Below are 13,501 nucleotides of genomic sequence, written 5' to 3' on the forward strand. Positions count from 1 at the left end.
CGCCTACACGGGAACGCTCACCACGGTTCGGCTGCCCGTCGGCTCCGGCTCCCGTGCATGGGTCGATGCCCTACCGATCGCCCGGGTGAATGGCTCGGGTCCGGAATCATCGGGCCCGCCCCGCTCACGGCCTCCGGTGGCGACGTCCGGCTCGCTCAGCTCGACCTCATGGAAACCGGCCATCCCCTGCCGCGGTAGGGGCGGACGGCGGCTACGGGACGGAGACGGGCACCGCGGTTCAACGGCTCCAGACCGACTACGGGCCACGGGTCGACGGTGTCCTCGGGCAAGAGTCCAGGGCATGGCTCGACCACCGGCCCAACGCGTCGAGGTACGCGACGCGCGCGGGCCGCCTCGGGTGGGAGGTTCCCATCTCGGCTGGTTGACAGGGTGGTCGGATGCCGCCCATGCGGCAGCGCCCACGCTCGCCGTGATGGTCGAGCGGGGGCATCCCGTCGTGCTCGCGCGGGGCGGAAAGCGCTCGGTCCGGCCCCGCCGATTCCCGCGCATTGGCACGACCACGGTCCATGGGCACTCGAAAACCGCTCGACTATGCGCATCTACCGTCGTATTCGGCTAACGAAAGTGACCAACATGGATGGAACGTGATCGGAGTTCAGCATGCGACGCACCGCGTCGATTCTCACCGCCTTCGCAGCAGCAGCCGCCCTGGCCACCGCCCCCACCCCCGCGCTCGCGGCCTCGGGATGGATCAGTCTCAACAACACGAGCTACGACAACCCCGATGACGATCGGTGCATTAACGCACCCGACGCTCCGGGACTCTCGGCGATCAACCAGCTCGACGTTCCCGTGCGCGTCTACGGGATCATCAACTGCCGCGGCCCCGCCTCGCAGCTCGACGCCGGTTCGTTCGGGTACTACGAAACCGGAGTCGCTGTCCGAATCGGCACCGGCGGTTAGCCGACTCATCACGGTCGGACGCTCCCCTCCATACCCTGACCGACATACCCACGGACCATCGGCCCCCAACGCTGCATACGCGCACTGCTGGGGGCCGCTCAACCACGCCCAGACGTCAGTGGGGGATGCCGTGATGATGCCGCGGGCGCCCTTGCGCAGCAGGTCCGCGGCGACGCAGGCGCCTACCGAATGCCGACGAGCGTGTGGGACGCACCGTCAAGCAATGCGATCAAATGCCGTGAAACGGTGGCTTCAACGGAAAAATCCGTCGTAGTGGAGACCGTCTGACTCCAGGAGACACTACGCGTGAATGGGTTGGGCGAGCAGTCGACGACGGCATTGCCGACCGCCTGAGATTTCCCTGGGGCAAAGGTCGTCCAGTACTAGCGAAGCGGATGAAGAGGACGGGTCGGTGGCCCATCTCGATACGTCCACTCTTCAGGGCGTGCGGCTATGGCGTACTCCGCCGTCGGCATCGCCGCGATCCTGCGCGGCGGGGCTCCGAGTCCGGACAACGGACACGTGCTCGGAGCGGGTGTTCCCATGGCGGCTGTCGGTCGCTCGTGAAGACGCGCTCCTGTACCGACACTGTGGGCGGCCATGGCCCGTTATCCACGGCCGCGCGTTGCCGCTTTCACCCTTGACGCACCCTACGTTTCACGGGAAACACTCACCGTGATCTTGGCTCCGCCGATCAGCGGCTCCGGAACCGCCGACCCCCCGGCTCTGGCCGGCCTCACCGGCCCGCGGCCGCCCCGACCCGCGACCATCCGGTCCACCGGGTTCGGGCCTCCGGCGTCGCCCCGGGCCCGGGAGGGTGCGTATCGCGCGGTCAGGCGGGGGTGCTCAGGAGGGCGTCGAGGAGTCTCAGCGCCCCCGACTTACTGAGGGGGTCGTTGCCGTTTCCGCACTTCGGGGACTGGATACAGGAGGGGCAGCCGTCGTGGCACTCGCAGTCGGCGATGGCCGCCCGGGTGGCGGTGAGCCAGGCGCGGGCCGCCGCGAAGCCGCGCTCGGCGAAACCCGCGCCGCCCTCGTGGCCGTCGTAGACGAAGATCGTCAATCGCCCGGTGTCGGCGTGCAGGGCCGTGGAGACCCCGCCGATGTCCCACCGGTCGCAGGTGGCGAACAGCGGCAGCAGGCCGATGGCGGCGTGCTCGGCCGCGTGGGCGGCGCCGCGCAGCTCCACATCGCCCGCGAGCAGGCGCTCGGCCTCCTCGGGCGCGAGCGTCCACCACACCGCCCGGGAGTTGAGTGTGCGCTCGGGCAGGTCGAGCGGTTGTTCGCCGAGCACGGCCCCCGTGCGGACGTCGCGCTTGAGGAAGGCGACCACCTGGCGGGTCACCTCGACCTCCCCGAAGTGGACGGTGGCCGCGGCGCCCCACGCGTGCTCCTTCAGGGTGCGCAGGATCTCGATCTCCGTGACGTCGCGCGCCCAGGTGCTGTATTCGGGCGCGGCACCGCACACCAGGGCCACCCCGGTGTCGAGGTCGAGCTCCTCGACCACATAGGTCAGCCCCTGGTGCAGGTACACCGCGCCGTCGTGCACGGTGCCGTGCGCCGCCGCCTCGTCGACGGTACCGAGGAGCTGCCCGCTGCCGGAGTCGACGATCTGCACGGGCGGCCCGCCGGCGCCGCGGATATCGGCAAGGTCGCTCGCCCGGTCGCGCCTCGTCCAGAACCAGCCGCGCGGCCGCTTCCGCAGCAGGCCGCGGTCGACCAGCCCGGCCAGGACGTCCTCGGTCGCGGGTCCGAACAGTTCCAGGTCGCCGGCCGTCAGAGGGATCTCCGCCGCGGCCGCGCACAGGTGCGGGCCGAGGACATAGGGGTTGCCGGGGTCGAGGACGGTGGCCTCGACCGGGCGCCCGAAGATCGCCTCCGGGTGGTGCACCAGGTAGGTGTCGAGCGGGTCGTCGCGGGCGATGAACACGGCCAGGGCGTCGTCGCCCGCACGGCCCGCCCGTCCGGCCTGCTGCCACAGGGACGCCAGGGTGCCGGGCCAGCCGGTGATCAGCACGGCGTCGAGGCCGGTGATGTCGACCCCGAGTTCGAGCGCGTTGGTGGTGGCCAGGCCGAGCAGGTCGCCGCTGCGCAGGGACGCCTCCAGGCCGCGCCGGTCGTGGGCCAGGTAGCCCGCGCGGTAGGCGGCGACCTTGGCGTCCAGGCGGCCTCCGGGGTGTCCTCGCGCGGGACCGCTGTGCTCCCCCGCCGGGTCCTCCTGCTCTCCCTGGCCTTGGGGACGCCCCTGCCCGGGGTCCCGGTACTCCCCGGCCGGATCCTCCTCTCGCCGGCCTTCCGGGCGTCCGCGCGCGGAGCCCCGGTGCTGCCCCGCGGCGTCCGCCTCCGTCCCGGCGCGCGCACCGAGGGCCACCGGGGCCCGTGCGTGCCCGCGTTCGCGCAGGGTGCGCTGGGCGGTCAGCGCGACCACCTCGGATGCCTGGCGTGAGCGCACGAAGGCCAGGGTGCGCACGCCCTCGGCCACCAGGTCGGCGAGTACGGACGCGGCCTCGGCGGTGGCCGTGCGGCGGACGGGGGCGCCGTTCTCGCCCTTCTCATCGGTCAGCTCGGGCTCGACCAGCGCGAAGCTGAGGGCGGCGCGGGGCGAGGTGTCGCGGCTGACCGCGTGCACCGGCAGCCCGGTGAGGCGGCGGGCGCTCTCCTCGGGGGTGCCGGTGGTGGCCGACGCGAGGATGAAGACGGGCTCGCTGCGGTAGCGGGCGCACACCCGCCGCAGGCGGCGCACGATCTGGGCGACGTGCGACCCGAACACCCCCCGGTAGCGGTGGGCCTCGTCGATCACGACGTAGCGCAGCCGGCGCAGGAAGCCGGCCCACGCCGCGTGCCGCCCCAGCACGGCGTGGTGCAGCATGTCGGGGTTGGTCAGGACGTAGTTGGCGTGGGCGCGGATCCACGCCCGTTCCTGCCCGGGGGTGTCGCCGTCGTAGGTGGCCGCGCGCACGCCGGGCAGGCCCAGGTCGGTGAGGGCCCGCAGCTGGTCGGCGGCGAGCGCCTTGGCCGGGGAGATGTAGAGCACGGTGCCGCCGTCCCCGATGGCCTCGGCACACGGGAGCAGGAAGGCGAGCGACTTTCCCGAAGCGGTACCGGTGGCTATGATCACGTTGCTACCGGAGCGCGCGAGGTTCGCGGCGTCGACCTGGTGGGACCATGGAGCCGTGATTCCCAGTGCTGACAACCGCTCACGAACCGGGGGCGGTGTCCAGGCTGGCCAGTCTTCACTTACCCCGTCGCCACGTGCCAGCCGCTCCACATGTGTCACCTGCGAGTTCCGGGTATTGTCACGCCACAGCCGTCGGAGTGTCGGCTCCCACTGATTCATTCCGGCACCCTCCTCGGCAGATTCCGCACGTCACAGGGATCGCGGACGTTGGACCGGTTTCAGTGTGACATCTGGGGGAACACACGCGCGGTGTCGTGGTTTTCTTGTGGTTACAGGAAGACGCCGTGCACACGCATGGTTGAATGCCGCACTGTGGGGTAACGCCCGGCAGAGATCACTCGCGGTTTATCGCGGTTCGGCGCTGGAGGACTAGTGGACTTGAAGCTTGATCACCACACCCAGGACGACACTGAGATCGTCGTGGTCGAAGGTGAGATCGACGTCTATACCGCGCCACGCCTGCGTGAGCTCCTGATCGATCTGGTCAACAAGGGCAACTTCCACCTCGTGGTCAACATGGAGAAGGTGGAGTTCCTCGACTCGACTGGTCTCGGCGTGCTCGTCGGCGGGTTGAAGCGCGTGCGTGCGCACGACGGCACGCTCGACCTGGTCTGCACCCAGGAGCGGATCCTGAAGATCTTCCGGATCACCGGCCTGACCAAGGTCTTCGGGATCTATGAGTCGGTGCAGGAAGCCATCGACAAGCGTAAGTCCAAGTAGCTGCGTAACGAGCGACCCATGGCACTCGTCCAGCTCACGATCAGTGCGCTGCCCGCCCACGTGCGCACGGCCCGCCTGATGGCCACGGCCGTGGCACGGCGTGCGGGCATCGCGGAATCCGCGCTCGATGAAATCCGGCTGGCGGTCGGAGAGGCGTGCTCGCGCGCTGTCGAGGCGCACCGCGCCCACTGTCCGGGGCAGCCGATCCGGCTCGACCTCATCGACAGCGCGGGCCCGCCCTCCGCACGCCGGGACACCCCCGCCGTGGCACCGCACAACGGGCATCCCGCCCACCGCTTCGAGGTCGTGGTCTCGGACCTCGCCCCGGCGAAAGAGCCGGGCGGCACGCCGCTGAACCACGATGCCGAGGGCGGCGGCGTGTACCTCGACGACCACACGCCGCCGGGCGGGGTCACCGGGCTCTCCCCCGATGTGGGGCTGGCCGTCATCGTCGGCCTGGCCGACGAGGTCAGCATCGAGCCCAACGAGAACGGCACCGTGGTCCGGATGAGCTGGCCGGTCGGGCAGACCGAGCCGGATCAGGACGACCGGCTCGTCGGCTGACCGCCTTCACGCACGGACATCGGGCGGCCCCCTGAGGGGGCCGCCCGAACGTGTCGAAGGGCCCTGTGGCGCGCTTCGGCCGAAGCGCTACCCTGTGCTGTCCGACCCTGCGCCGAACAGCCGGAGAACAGCCAGATGAACCGCTTCACCAGGACCGCGGCCAGCGCCGCCGCCGGCGCCGCTCTGCTCGCATCGGTGGCCTGCCAGGCCGGGGGCGGAGCGGAGCCGGAGCCCGGGCAGGGGTCCTCCCCCGCCGGTGAGGCGCTGCCCGAGATCGACATCGCCGGTGTCGAGGGCGCCACCCTGCGCACCAGCGAGGGCGACATCGAGGTGGTGCTGTTCCCCGACCGCGCCCCCGAGACCGTGCAGAACTTCGTGGGGCTCGCCGAGGGCGGGCGCGCCGAGAATCCGCGGACCGGCGAGGAGCGGTTCTACGACGGCACCGTCTTCCACCGCGTGATCCCCGACTTCATGGTCCAGGGCGGCGACCCCGAGGGCACCGGCATGGGCGGCCCCGGCTACGCGTTCGCCGACGAGATCGACCCCGAGCTGGCGTTCGACGCCCCCGGCAAGCTCGCCATGGCGAACTCCGGTCCCGACACCAACGGCTCGCAGTTCTTCATCACGTCGGCGCCCACACCGCACCTGGACGGCCTGCACACGATCTTCGGCGAGGTCGCCGAAGATTCCGACCTGGAGGTCATCGAGGCGATCTCCGCGGTCGAGACCGACTCCGCCGACCGCCCCGCCGAGGACATCGTGCTGGAGTCCGTCGAGATCCACCGCTCCGGCGACTGATCCGCGGATCCGGGCGGCTGCGGTCAGGAGGTGTCCGGGCCGACCCCGAACGTGCGCCCGGGGGCGGCGTGCTCCACGGCGCCCCCGAAGGCCGCCGCCGCCCGTTCGACCGCCGCGCCGGCCCGCAGCGGCGGCGCGACGTGGGTCAGGATGAGCCGGCGCACCCCTGCCTTCCGGGCCACCGCGCCGGCGTCCTCCGGGGTCATGTGCACCCGGGGCACACCGGCCGGCGGCGCGTCGCCGTCGGCCTCGCACAGCAGCGTGTCGGCCCCCGCGGCGAGGTCGTCCAGGGCGGGGCAGGGGGCGGTGTCCCCGGAGTACGCGAGCGACACCGCGCCGGCGTCCACGCGGACCCCGAACGCGGGGAAGCCGTGCTCGACCAGCCGGGAGCGCAGCCGCAGGCCCCCCACCGCGCACTCGTGGCCGTCGTGCAGCTCGTGCACGTCGAAGGCGCGCTCGACCGGGCCGGGCTCCGTGTTGGTGAGGTAGTGCCGGAGCCGGTCGGCGGTTCCGGGCGGCCCGAAGAGCGGAATAGGGGCGGCGGGGCGCAGGTCGGCGTACAGCAGTGCGTAGAACGCCGTCAGCAGGTCGCTGGAGTGGTCGGCGTGCAGGTGCGAGATCCAGATCGCGTCCAGCGCGTCGATCGCGGTGTGGCGTTGCAGCTCCGCGAGCGTGCCCGGGCCGGCGTCGAGCCACACCGTGGTGGTGCCGTGCCGCACGAGGTGGCCGGAGCAGGGGTCGTCGGGGCGCGGGTAGGGGGTCGCACTCCCCAGGACGGTCAGGCGCATCGGTGCGGCCCTTCGTTCGGCCGGTGGACCACCGGGCGGGTTCGGCGGGCGGGCGGTCGCCGCCCGCCCCGGCTCAGTCGCAGGCCTGGGTCGAGACCGGGGCCGTGGCCGTTATGCCGGTGGCGGCGTTCTCGGCGACCTCGTCGGCGGTGAGGATGTAGCCGGTCTCCTCCTCGTTGGTGGCCGCCGCGAAGACGACCCCGTAGACCGTACCGTCGGGGGAGATCAGCGGCCCACCGGAGTTGCCGGGGCGCACGACCGCCCGCACCTGGTAGATCTCCCGGCTGACCTGCTGGGAGTGGTAGAAGTCGGGGCCCTGCGCGGTCTGCTCGGCGCGGATGCGGGCGGGTACCGCCGTGAAGCCGTTGTTGCGCGGGAAGCCCGCCACGACGGCGTCGTCGCCCTTCTGCGCGTCGGGCTCGAACTCCAGGGGCGGCAGCTCCAGCCCCGTGACGTCGAGGACCGCGATGTCCTGCTGGGGGTCGTAGAGCACGACGGTCGCGGACACCTGCTGGCCGGACCGGGTGACGACGCGCAGGTCCTCGGTGACCCCCGCGACGACGTGCGCGTTGGTCATGACGCGGCCCTCGGAGTACACGAACCCGGTGCCCTCGACCCGCCGCTGGCACGACGGCGCTGTGCCGAGCACCTTCACCACGCTCTGGCTTGCCTCGCGCAGCCCCGCGGTGTTGAGGACGTCGGGGTCGGGCGGCTCGACCTCGGCGAGCTCGCCCGAGCCCAGGCCGCTGAACACCTGCGGGAAGGAGCTCTGGTCGACGATCCGGCGGAAGGTGGAGAACCATGTGTGCGCGGCGTCGGGCATGACGTCGTCGACCGCGCGCAGCACGCGGGAGTCGGCGACCTGGGTGTTGACGACGGGGATCGCGGAGTTGGCCACGGCGCTGCCCACCAGCCACCCCACGAGCAGCACCGACAGCCCGCTGACCACGGCACCGCCCAGGGCGTCGACGACGCGGGCGGAGTCCCACGTGACCCGGTTGCGCACCAGCGCCCCGAGGTAGGAGGTGACGAACTGCCCCAGGGCCGCCGAGAGGAAGACGATCGCGATCGCCAGGAGCGCCTGCCGCCCGGGGTCGGCGACCAGCGCCTGGATCACCGCCGGCGCGCCGAGCGCCGCGAGGACCCCGCCGCCGATGAACCCGGCGAAGCTCATGACCCCGACGATGAACCCCTGCCGGTAGCCGGACATCGCGAAGACCATCACCAGGACGATGAGGATCACGTCCAGCACGATGCCCTCCCTTAGATCACGTAGGCGTGTGGTTCCCGTTCGGCCCGTCCGGGGCCGGGGGACGACCGGCGGCCCGCGCCCCCGTTCCACCGTTCATGGGTAGCGCCTCCTCCGGCGCGGTGTCGAGCCAGGGGCGTTCCCATCCGCCCAGAACGAGCAGCCGGTCAAGTATGGCCGCGGTGAATCCCCACACCAGCATCCCGCCCACCCGGAACCCGGGACGGGCGGCTCCCCCGGGCTCGCGGACGCGGACCCGGTTGGCGGGGTCGGCGAGGTCGGCGACGGGGACGCGCACCACGCCGGCGACCTCGCCGGGGTCGGCGGGGTGGACATCGGACGGCGTGCGCCACCAGGCCAGGACGGGCTGGACGCGGAACCCGCTGCGGTTGATGTACAGCTCGGGCAGCCGGCCCAGCAGCTCGATGCCGGCGGGATCGGCGCCGGTCTCCTCCTGGGCCTCGCGCAGCGCGCAGTCCTCGGGGCCGTCGTCGGACGGCTCCATGGAACCGCCGGGGAACGCGGGCTGGCCGGAGTGCCGCCGCAGCCCGTTGTTGCGCTGGATGAGCAGGACGTCGGGCCCGCGCTCGCCCTCGCCGAAGAGGATGAGGACGGCCGATCTGCGACCGCCCTCCTCGGGCGGGCGCATCACGGCGGGAACGGGCATCCGCCGGGACGCGGCCGCCAGCGAGGCCAGCCATTCGGGGGTGCTGATCTCGGGCCCGGCGGGGGTGCGCAGCAGGCCCGGCGGGTCGGACGCGGAGGGCGCGGCCGCGCGGCCGTCGGGGTGGTCGGGCCGGGTGCGCGGGTCGGGGTCCCCGGTGCCGTTGCGGCCGGTCACCGGAACGGGCCGTTCCTGATCAGCTTGCGCGCCTGGTCCTGGTCGGTCGGCCCCTCGCCGAACGAGGGGCACCAGCGCGCGACGGCGCACGCCCCGCAGGCCGGCCGGCGCGCGTGGCACACGCGGCGGCCGTGCCAGATGAGCCGGTGCGACAGCGCGGTCCACTCCTTGGGCGGGAACAGCTCCCCGACCTCGTGCTCGACTTTCACGGGGTCGCTCGCGCCGGTCCAGCCCAGGCGCCGGGCCAGCCGGCCGAAGTGGGTGTCGACGGTGATCCCGGGCACCCCGAAGGCGTTGCCCAAGACGACGTTGGCGGTCTTGCGCCCCACGCCGGGCAGGCGGACGAGTTCGCGGAGGTCGCCGGGGACCTCGCCGCCGTGCCGGGCGCACAGCTCCTGGCCCAGGCCGATGATGCTGTTGGCCTTGGCACGGAAGAACCCGGTGGAGCGGATGGCGCCTTCGAGCTCGCCGCGGTCCGCCGCGGCGTAGTCGGCGGCAGTGGGATAACGTGCGAAGAGCCCGGGTGTGACCGCGTTGACCCGTTTGTCGGTGCACTGCGCCGACAGGATCGTGGCGACGAGGAGTTCCAGCGGGCCGGTGAAGTTCAGTTCGGCGCGCGCGTCCGGGTACAGCACGGCGAGTTCGCGGTTGATCCTGCGGGCGCGCCGCACCAGGGCGAGGCGTGACTCGCCGGTGGGCGCGCGGTCATCGCGATCGGCCGGGGCCGCGGATGCGGGAGAAGGGTCGCCAGGCACACCCAAAGAGTACGTAGTCCGGGACGTGTCCGGCGTCGCCCCTGGTTGGTCCGACTTCTCCCGTCTTCGGAGATGGTGACCGAATTAATGTGGGCTTTCGCCCGAGATCGGCGGGGACAGCACTGCCCAGGGGGATGATGCAACTAAGATCGGGGATGCTGCCGTCGGCCGTGACGGGCTGGTTGTCACCCGGGCGACAAGCCGAGATAACGACCTGGTTTCACACTGGGGTGCGATATACGTCACACTGTTGACGGTCAGGTTGCGAGGAGGAAGCGGTGGACGAGACCAACGAGGTGCTGCGGAAGGCCCCTCTTTTCGAGGCACTCGACGAAGAGGGCGCGGCCGCACTGCGCGCCTCGGTGAGCGAGGTCCGCCTCGGCCGGGGCCAGACCCTCTTCTCCGAAGGCGACGAGGGCGACCGGCTCTACGTCATCCTCAGCGGCAAGGTCAAGCTGACCCGCACCGCTGTGGACGGGCGCGAGAACCTGCTGAGCGTCCTCGGCCCGAGTGAGATGTTCGGCGAGCTTTCGCTGTTCGACCCGCGGCCGCGCACGGCGAGCGCCGTGGCCGTGACCGACGCCGTCCTGGCCGGTCTGGGCCACGACGACCTTCGGCCCTTCATCGCCGGCCAGCCCCAGGTGGCGCTGCAGCTGCTGAAGGCGCTCGCGACCCGCATGCGGCGCACCAACGACGTCATGTCGGACCTCGTGTTCACCGACGTCCCGGGCCGCGTGGCCAAGGCCCTGCTCGACCTCGCCGACCGGTTCGGCAAGGAGGGCGAGGACGGTCTGCACGTGCACCACGACCTCACCCAGGAGGAGCTGGCCCAGCTCGTCGGCGCCTCGCGCGAGACCGTCAACAAGGCGCTCGCCGAATTCGCCCTCCGCGGCTGGCTGCGCATCGAGGCCAAGGCGGTCGTGCTGCTCGACATCGAGCGGATGCGCCGGCGCGCACGCTGACCCGGTGGCACCACGCGCCCGGTCCTCGGCCCCGCCCGGTGGCCCCCGACGACGTTCGGGGGGAGCGCCGGATAGGGCCGATGGCCGGGTTTTTCGTGCGCCCGGCGCCGCCGTCCCCGGCCGCCCGCACCACCGCCGCCCGGCCCCGGGAGGCGGCGCCGGCGCCCCGCGCCGCCGGCGACCTCAGAACCGTTCCATGCCTCCCGCGCGGTCCGCGGAGCGCGTGACGGGGCCGTTCACCACCTGACCCGCGGCCGCCTCAGAGCTCCGCCCTCAGGTCCCCGAGTTCCGGCGGGATGTCGCCGCGCCCGGCCAGGTAGCGCAACTGCGCGCGGACCGACGCCTCGGCGGCGGGGACCACGGCATCGTCGATACCGGCGTAGACCCGCGCCACGATCTGCGCCGGCGTGTGGGCGCCCGCGCGCACGGCCTCGGTGACCTGCGCGAGCCGCAGCTCCCGGTGGCCGATGTACTCGTCGAGCTTGGCCAGCGGATCGGTGCAGATGGGGCCGTGCCCCGGCAGCAGGGCGCGGGCGTCGGTGACGGCCACGAGCTCGCGCAGCCGGCGCAGGGAGTCCATGTAGGCGCCCAGCCCGCCGTCGCCGGAGATCACCGTGGTTCCGCTGCCCAGCACGGTGTCGCCGGTCAGGATGACATCGTCGGCCGGCAGGTGGAAGCAGACCGAGTCGGCGGTGTGCCCCGGAGTGGCGACCACCCGCAGCTCCAGCCCGTCGGCGACGATCAGCTCGCCGTCGGCCAGCCCGCCGCTCCCGATGCGCAGTTCCGGATCGACGGCGCGCACGGGGGCGCCCGTCAGCTCGGAGAAATAGCGCGCGCCCTCGCTGTGGTCCCCGTGGTGGTGGGTGAGAAGCGCCATGAGGACCTGCGCGCCCTGCTCCTGCACCGTGCGCGCGACCCGTTCCAGGTGCCGCTCGTCGTGCGGACCGGGGTCGACCACGACGACGCCCCGCGAACCGGGCTCGCGCAGCACCCACGTGTTGGTCCCGTCGAGCGTCATGGGCCCGGGGTTGGGGCACAGCACGCAGCTCGCACGCAGTGTCCCTGAGCCGTCGATTCTCATCGGACGTCGTCTCCCTCACTGGAACGGCGCGGGGCCGGGGATGGTGATGGGGCCCCGCGGGGACGGGGCCGGAGCGCCCTCATAGGGGCGGGAGGCCGGCGTCGCCGGGCACCACGACCCGGGTCCGCCCGCCGACCCGCCGCAGCTCCGGGAGGATCGGCGCGATCCTGCGCTCCGCCGCCATGGCGGAGCCGGGGCTGCCGAACTCCGCCAGCTCCCGGCAGGTGGTCGCCGTGGGCGGGAGCATCGGCAGCGAGCCGTCGCGCCAGCCGTCGACGACGTCGGCGGGGCGCATCCACACAACGCGGTCGGCCTCGCCGCCGACGTCGCGGGTCTGCTGGCCGGCGGGCAGGACCGCGGCGAAGAACCTGGTGTCGAACCGCCGGGGCTCCCCGAGCGGCGTGATCCAGTGCGACCACGCCTTCAGCAGGTCCGTGCGCAGCACGAGGCCGCGCCGGTCGAGGAAGGCCGCGAAGGAGAGCGAACGGTCGATGAGCGCGCGGCGGTCGGCCTCCCAGTCGTCGCCGCGCGTATCGGCGACCACCTCGGCCGCCGAGCCGCCCGCCAGCAGGACGCCGGACTCCTCGAAGGTCTCGCGCACCGCCGCGCACACCAGGGATCTCGCCAGCGGCTCGGCGGCGCCCAGGACGGCCGCCCAGTCGCGCGGGGACGGACCGGCCCAGCGGACGCCGCGGTCGGCGTCGCGCCGGTCCACGCCGCCGCCGGGGAACGCGTAGGCGCCGGGTGCGAACGCCATGGTCCGCGCCCGGCGCAGCAGGTAGACCTCGATCCCGCCCGCGGCGGCGCCGGGCGGGGTCACGCACTCGCGCAGCAGGACGACGGTGGCCGCGTGGCGGGGCTCCACCTGGCCGGCATGCCCATCGGCCGCGTCGCCGGCCGGGGAATGTTCCGTTGTCATGGTCGTCCTCCAGTGGTCGCGGTGAACGAACGCTGCGCCACCCGGCTCCGCCGGGACCGCCTAGTCGACCTCGACGATCATCTCCACCTCGACGGGGACGTCGAGCGGCAGCGCCGCCACGCCCACGGCGCTGCGCGCGTGCACCCCGGCGTCGCCGAAGACCGCGCCGAGGAGGTCGCTGGCGCCGTTGATCACCTTCGGCTGGCCGGTGAAGGACGGGTCGCTGGCGACGAAACCGACGACCTTGACGACCCGGCGCACCCGGGACAGGTCGCCGATCTCGGCCCTGATCGCGGCGATCCCGTTCAGCGCGCACACCGCCGCCAGCTCGGCCGCCCGCTCCGGGGTGACCTCGGCGCCGACCTTGCCGGTCCCGGCCGGTTCTCCGTCGACCATGGGCACCTGGCCGGACACGTACACGTAGTCGCCGGTGCGGACGGTCGGTGTGTAGGACGCCACCGGCGGGACCAGATCGGGGATGGCCAGCCCCAGCCCGGCGATGCGCTCCTCGGGGGTCGCGGACGCCTCCGGCTCGCTCATGTGGCTACTTCTCCCGCTTCAGGTAGGCGACCAGCTGCTGGTTGCGGGGATCGCCGTCGACCGACGGCCCCGGGATCACGGAGACCAGCTCCCAGCCGTCCTCGCCCCAGTTGTCCAGGATCTGCTTCGTCGCGTGCGACAGCAGTGGCACCGTCGCGTACTCCCACTTCGTCATGGGCGCC

The 13,501-nt window shown here is 72.7% G+C and carries 15 protein-coding genes; 6 read left to right on the top strand and 9 right to left on the bottom strand.

Features of this window, described 5'->3' with window-relative positions:
• The first annotated feature begins 89 nt into the window (after positions 1–89).
• Together ACFO4E_RS19250 and ACFO4E_RS19255 are read left to right on the top strand one after the other, a co-directional pair.
• Positions 90–386, top strand: a complete 297-nt coding sequence (locus ACFO4E_RS19250; protein WP_378576755.1) for a peptidoglycan-binding domain-containing protein — start codon at positions 90–92, stop codon at positions 384–386.
• Positions 387–621: 235 nt separating this feature from the next.
• Complete coding sequence (locus tag ACFO4E_RS19255) at positions 622–924, top strand: hypothetical protein (protein WP_378576757.1); 303 nt, start codon at positions 622–624, stop codon at positions 922–924.
• Between the two features lie 832 nt (positions 925–1,756).
• On the opposite strand, the gene ACFO4E_RS19260 is transcribed toward ACFO4E_RS19255, so the two are convergent.
• On the bottom strand, positions 1,757–4,261 hold the full coding sequence (locus tag ACFO4E_RS19260) for a DEAD/DEAH box helicase (RefSeq protein ID WP_378576759.1): 2,505 nt from the start codon (positions 4,259–4,261) through the stop codon (positions 1,757–1,759).
• Positions 4,262–4,474: 213 nt separating this feature from the next.
• Here ACFO4E_RS19260 and ACFO4E_RS19265 point away from each other — a divergent pair, with 213 nt between their 5' ends.
• The 3 genes from ACFO4E_RS19265 (at position 4,475) to ACFO4E_RS19275 (ending at position 6,184) form a co-directional block, all read left to right on the top strand.
• Complete coding sequence (locus tag ACFO4E_RS19265; protein WP_378576761.1) at positions 4,475–4,822, top strand: STAS domain-containing protein; 348 nt, start codon at positions 4,475–4,477, stop codon at positions 4,820–4,822.
• An 18-nt stretch (positions 4,823–4,840) separates the two neighbouring features.
• Positions 4,841–5,386: an ATP-binding protein gene (locus ACFO4E_RS19270; RefSeq protein WP_378576763.1), complete on the top strand. Its 546-nt coding sequence runs from the start codon at positions 4,841–4,843 to the stop codon at positions 5,384–5,386.
• 135 nt (positions 5,387–5,521) lie between these two features.
• The gene (locus ACFO4E_RS19275) at positions 5,522–6,184 is read left to right on the top strand and encodes a peptidylprolyl isomerase (protein WP_378576765.1); all 663 of its coding nucleotides are present in this window, start codon (positions 5,522–5,524) and stop codon (positions 6,182–6,184) included.
• 23 nt (positions 6,185–6,207) lie between these two features.
• Here ACFO4E_RS19275 and ACFO4E_RS19280 read toward each other — a convergent pair whose 3' ends face one another.
• From ACFO4E_RS19280 to nth, 4 genes are all read right to left on the bottom strand, one after another.
• Complete coding sequence (locus ACFO4E_RS19280; RefSeq protein ID WP_378576767.1) at positions 6,208–6,972, bottom strand: MBL fold metallo-hydrolase; 765 nt, start codon at positions 6,970–6,972, stop codon at positions 6,208–6,210.
• Between the two features lie 73 nt (positions 6,973–7,045).
• A complete protein-coding gene (locus tag ACFO4E_RS19285) occupies positions 7,046–8,224 on the bottom strand; it encodes a MarP family serine protease (protein WP_378576769.1) in 1,179 nt (392 codons plus the stop codon).
• Positions 8,225–8,240: 16 nt separating this feature from the next.
• Positions 8,241–8,888, bottom strand: coding sequence for an NUDIX hydrolase (locus tag ACFO4E_RS19290; protein WP_378576928.1), 648 nt, complete (start codon positions 8,886–8,888; stop codon positions 8,241–8,243).
• 170 nt (positions 8,889–9,058) lie between these two features.
• Entirely contained in the window at positions 9,059–9,817 is a 759-nt protein-coding gene (gene nth, locus ACFO4E_RS19295; RefSeq protein WP_378576771.1) for an endonuclease III, read from the bottom strand.
• Positions 9,818–10,095: 278 nt separating this feature from the next.
• On the opposite strand from nth, the gene ACFO4E_RS19300 reads away from it, so the two are divergent.
• Entirely contained in the window at positions 10,096–10,779 is a 684-nt protein-coding gene (locus tag ACFO4E_RS19300; RefSeq protein ID WP_067974011.1) for a Crp/Fnr family transcriptional regulator, read from the top strand.
• Between the two features lie 259 nt (positions 10,780–11,038).
• On the opposite strand, the gene ACFO4E_RS19305 is transcribed toward ACFO4E_RS19300, so the two are convergent.
• The 4 genes from ACFO4E_RS19305 to ACFO4E_RS19320 all read right to left on the bottom strand — a co-directional run bounded on the left by ACFO4E_RS19305 (position 11,039) and on the right by ACFO4E_RS19320 (position 13,494).
• Positions 11,039–11,860 carry an MBL fold metallo-hydrolase gene (locus tag ACFO4E_RS19305; protein WP_378576773.1) on the bottom strand — a complete coding sequence of 274 codons (822 nt, stop codon included), beginning with the start codon at positions 11,858–11,860 and terminating at the stop codon, positions 11,039–11,041.
• A 79-nt stretch (positions 11,861–11,939) separates the two neighbouring features.
• On the bottom strand, positions 11,940–12,779 hold the full coding sequence (locus ACFO4E_RS19310) for an NUDIX hydrolase (protein WP_378576774.1): 840 nt from the start codon (positions 12,777–12,779) through the stop codon (positions 11,940–11,942).
• Between the two features lie 60 nt (positions 12,780–12,839).
• Positions 12,840–13,319, bottom strand: coding sequence for a RidA family protein (locus tag ACFO4E_RS19315; RefSeq protein ID WP_378576776.1), 480 nt, complete (start codon positions 13,317–13,319; stop codon positions 12,840–12,842).
• Between the two features lie 4 nt (positions 13,320–13,323).
• A complete protein-coding gene (locus tag ACFO4E_RS19320) occupies positions 13,324–13,494 on the bottom strand; it encodes a DUF4177 domain-containing protein (RefSeq protein ID WP_133739902.1) in 171 nt (56 codons plus the stop codon).
• Positions 13,495–13,501 lie beyond the last annotated feature (7 nt).

It is taken from the genome of Nocardiopsis mangrovi (genome assembly GCF_042653925.1).
Taxonomy (GTDB): domain Bacteria; phylum Actinomycetota; class Actinomycetes; order Streptosporangiales; family Streptosporangiaceae; genus Nocardiopsis_B; species Nocardiopsis_B mangrovi.

Bases quoted from the DNA above. Each gene is read 5' to 3' on its own strand.
- ACFO4E_RS19250 (WP_378576755.1), top strand. From the start codon at position 90: ATGGCTCGGGTCCGGAATCATCGGGCCCGCCCCGCTCACGGCCTCCGG.
- ACFO4E_RS19255 (WP_378576757.1), top strand. From the start codon at position 622: ATGCGACGCACCGCGTCGATTCTCACCGCCTTCGCAGCAGCAGCCGCC.
- ACFO4E_RS19260 (WP_378576759.1), bottom strand. From the start codon at position 4,261: ATGAATCAGTGGGAGCCGACACTCCGACGGCTGTGGCGTGACAATACC.
- ACFO4E_RS19270 (WP_378576763.1), top strand. From the start codon at position 4,841: ATGGCACTCGTCCAGCTCACGATCAGTGCGCTGCCCGCCCACGTGCGC.
- ACFO4E_RS19275 (WP_378576765.1), top strand. From the start codon at position 5,522: ATGAACCGCTTCACCAGGACCGCGGCCAGCGCCGCCGCCGGCGCCGCT.
- ACFO4E_RS19280 (WP_378576767.1), bottom strand. From the start codon at position 6,972: ATGCGCCTGACCGTCCTGGGGAGTGCGACCCCCTACCCGCGCCCCGAC.
- ACFO4E_RS19290 (WP_378576928.1), bottom strand. From the start codon at position 8,888: ATGCCCGTTCCCGCCGTGATGCGCCCGCCCGAGGAGGGCGGTCGCAGA.
- ACFO4E_RS19305 (WP_378576773.1), bottom strand. From the start codon at position 11,860: ATGAGAATCGACGGCTCAGGGACACTGCGTGCGAGCTGCGTGCTGTGC.
- ACFO4E_RS19310 (WP_378576774.1), bottom strand. From the start codon at position 12,779: ATGACAACGGAACATTCCCCGGCCGGCGACGCGGCCGATGGGCATGCC.
- ACFO4E_RS19315 (WP_378576776.1), bottom strand. From the start codon at position 13,319: ATGAGCGAGCCGGAGGCGTCCGCGACCCCCGAGGAGCGCATCGCCGGG.
- ACFO4E_RS19320 (WP_133739902.1), bottom strand. From the start codon at position 13,494: ATGACGAAGTGGGAGTACGCGACGGTGCCACTGCTGTCGCACGCGACG.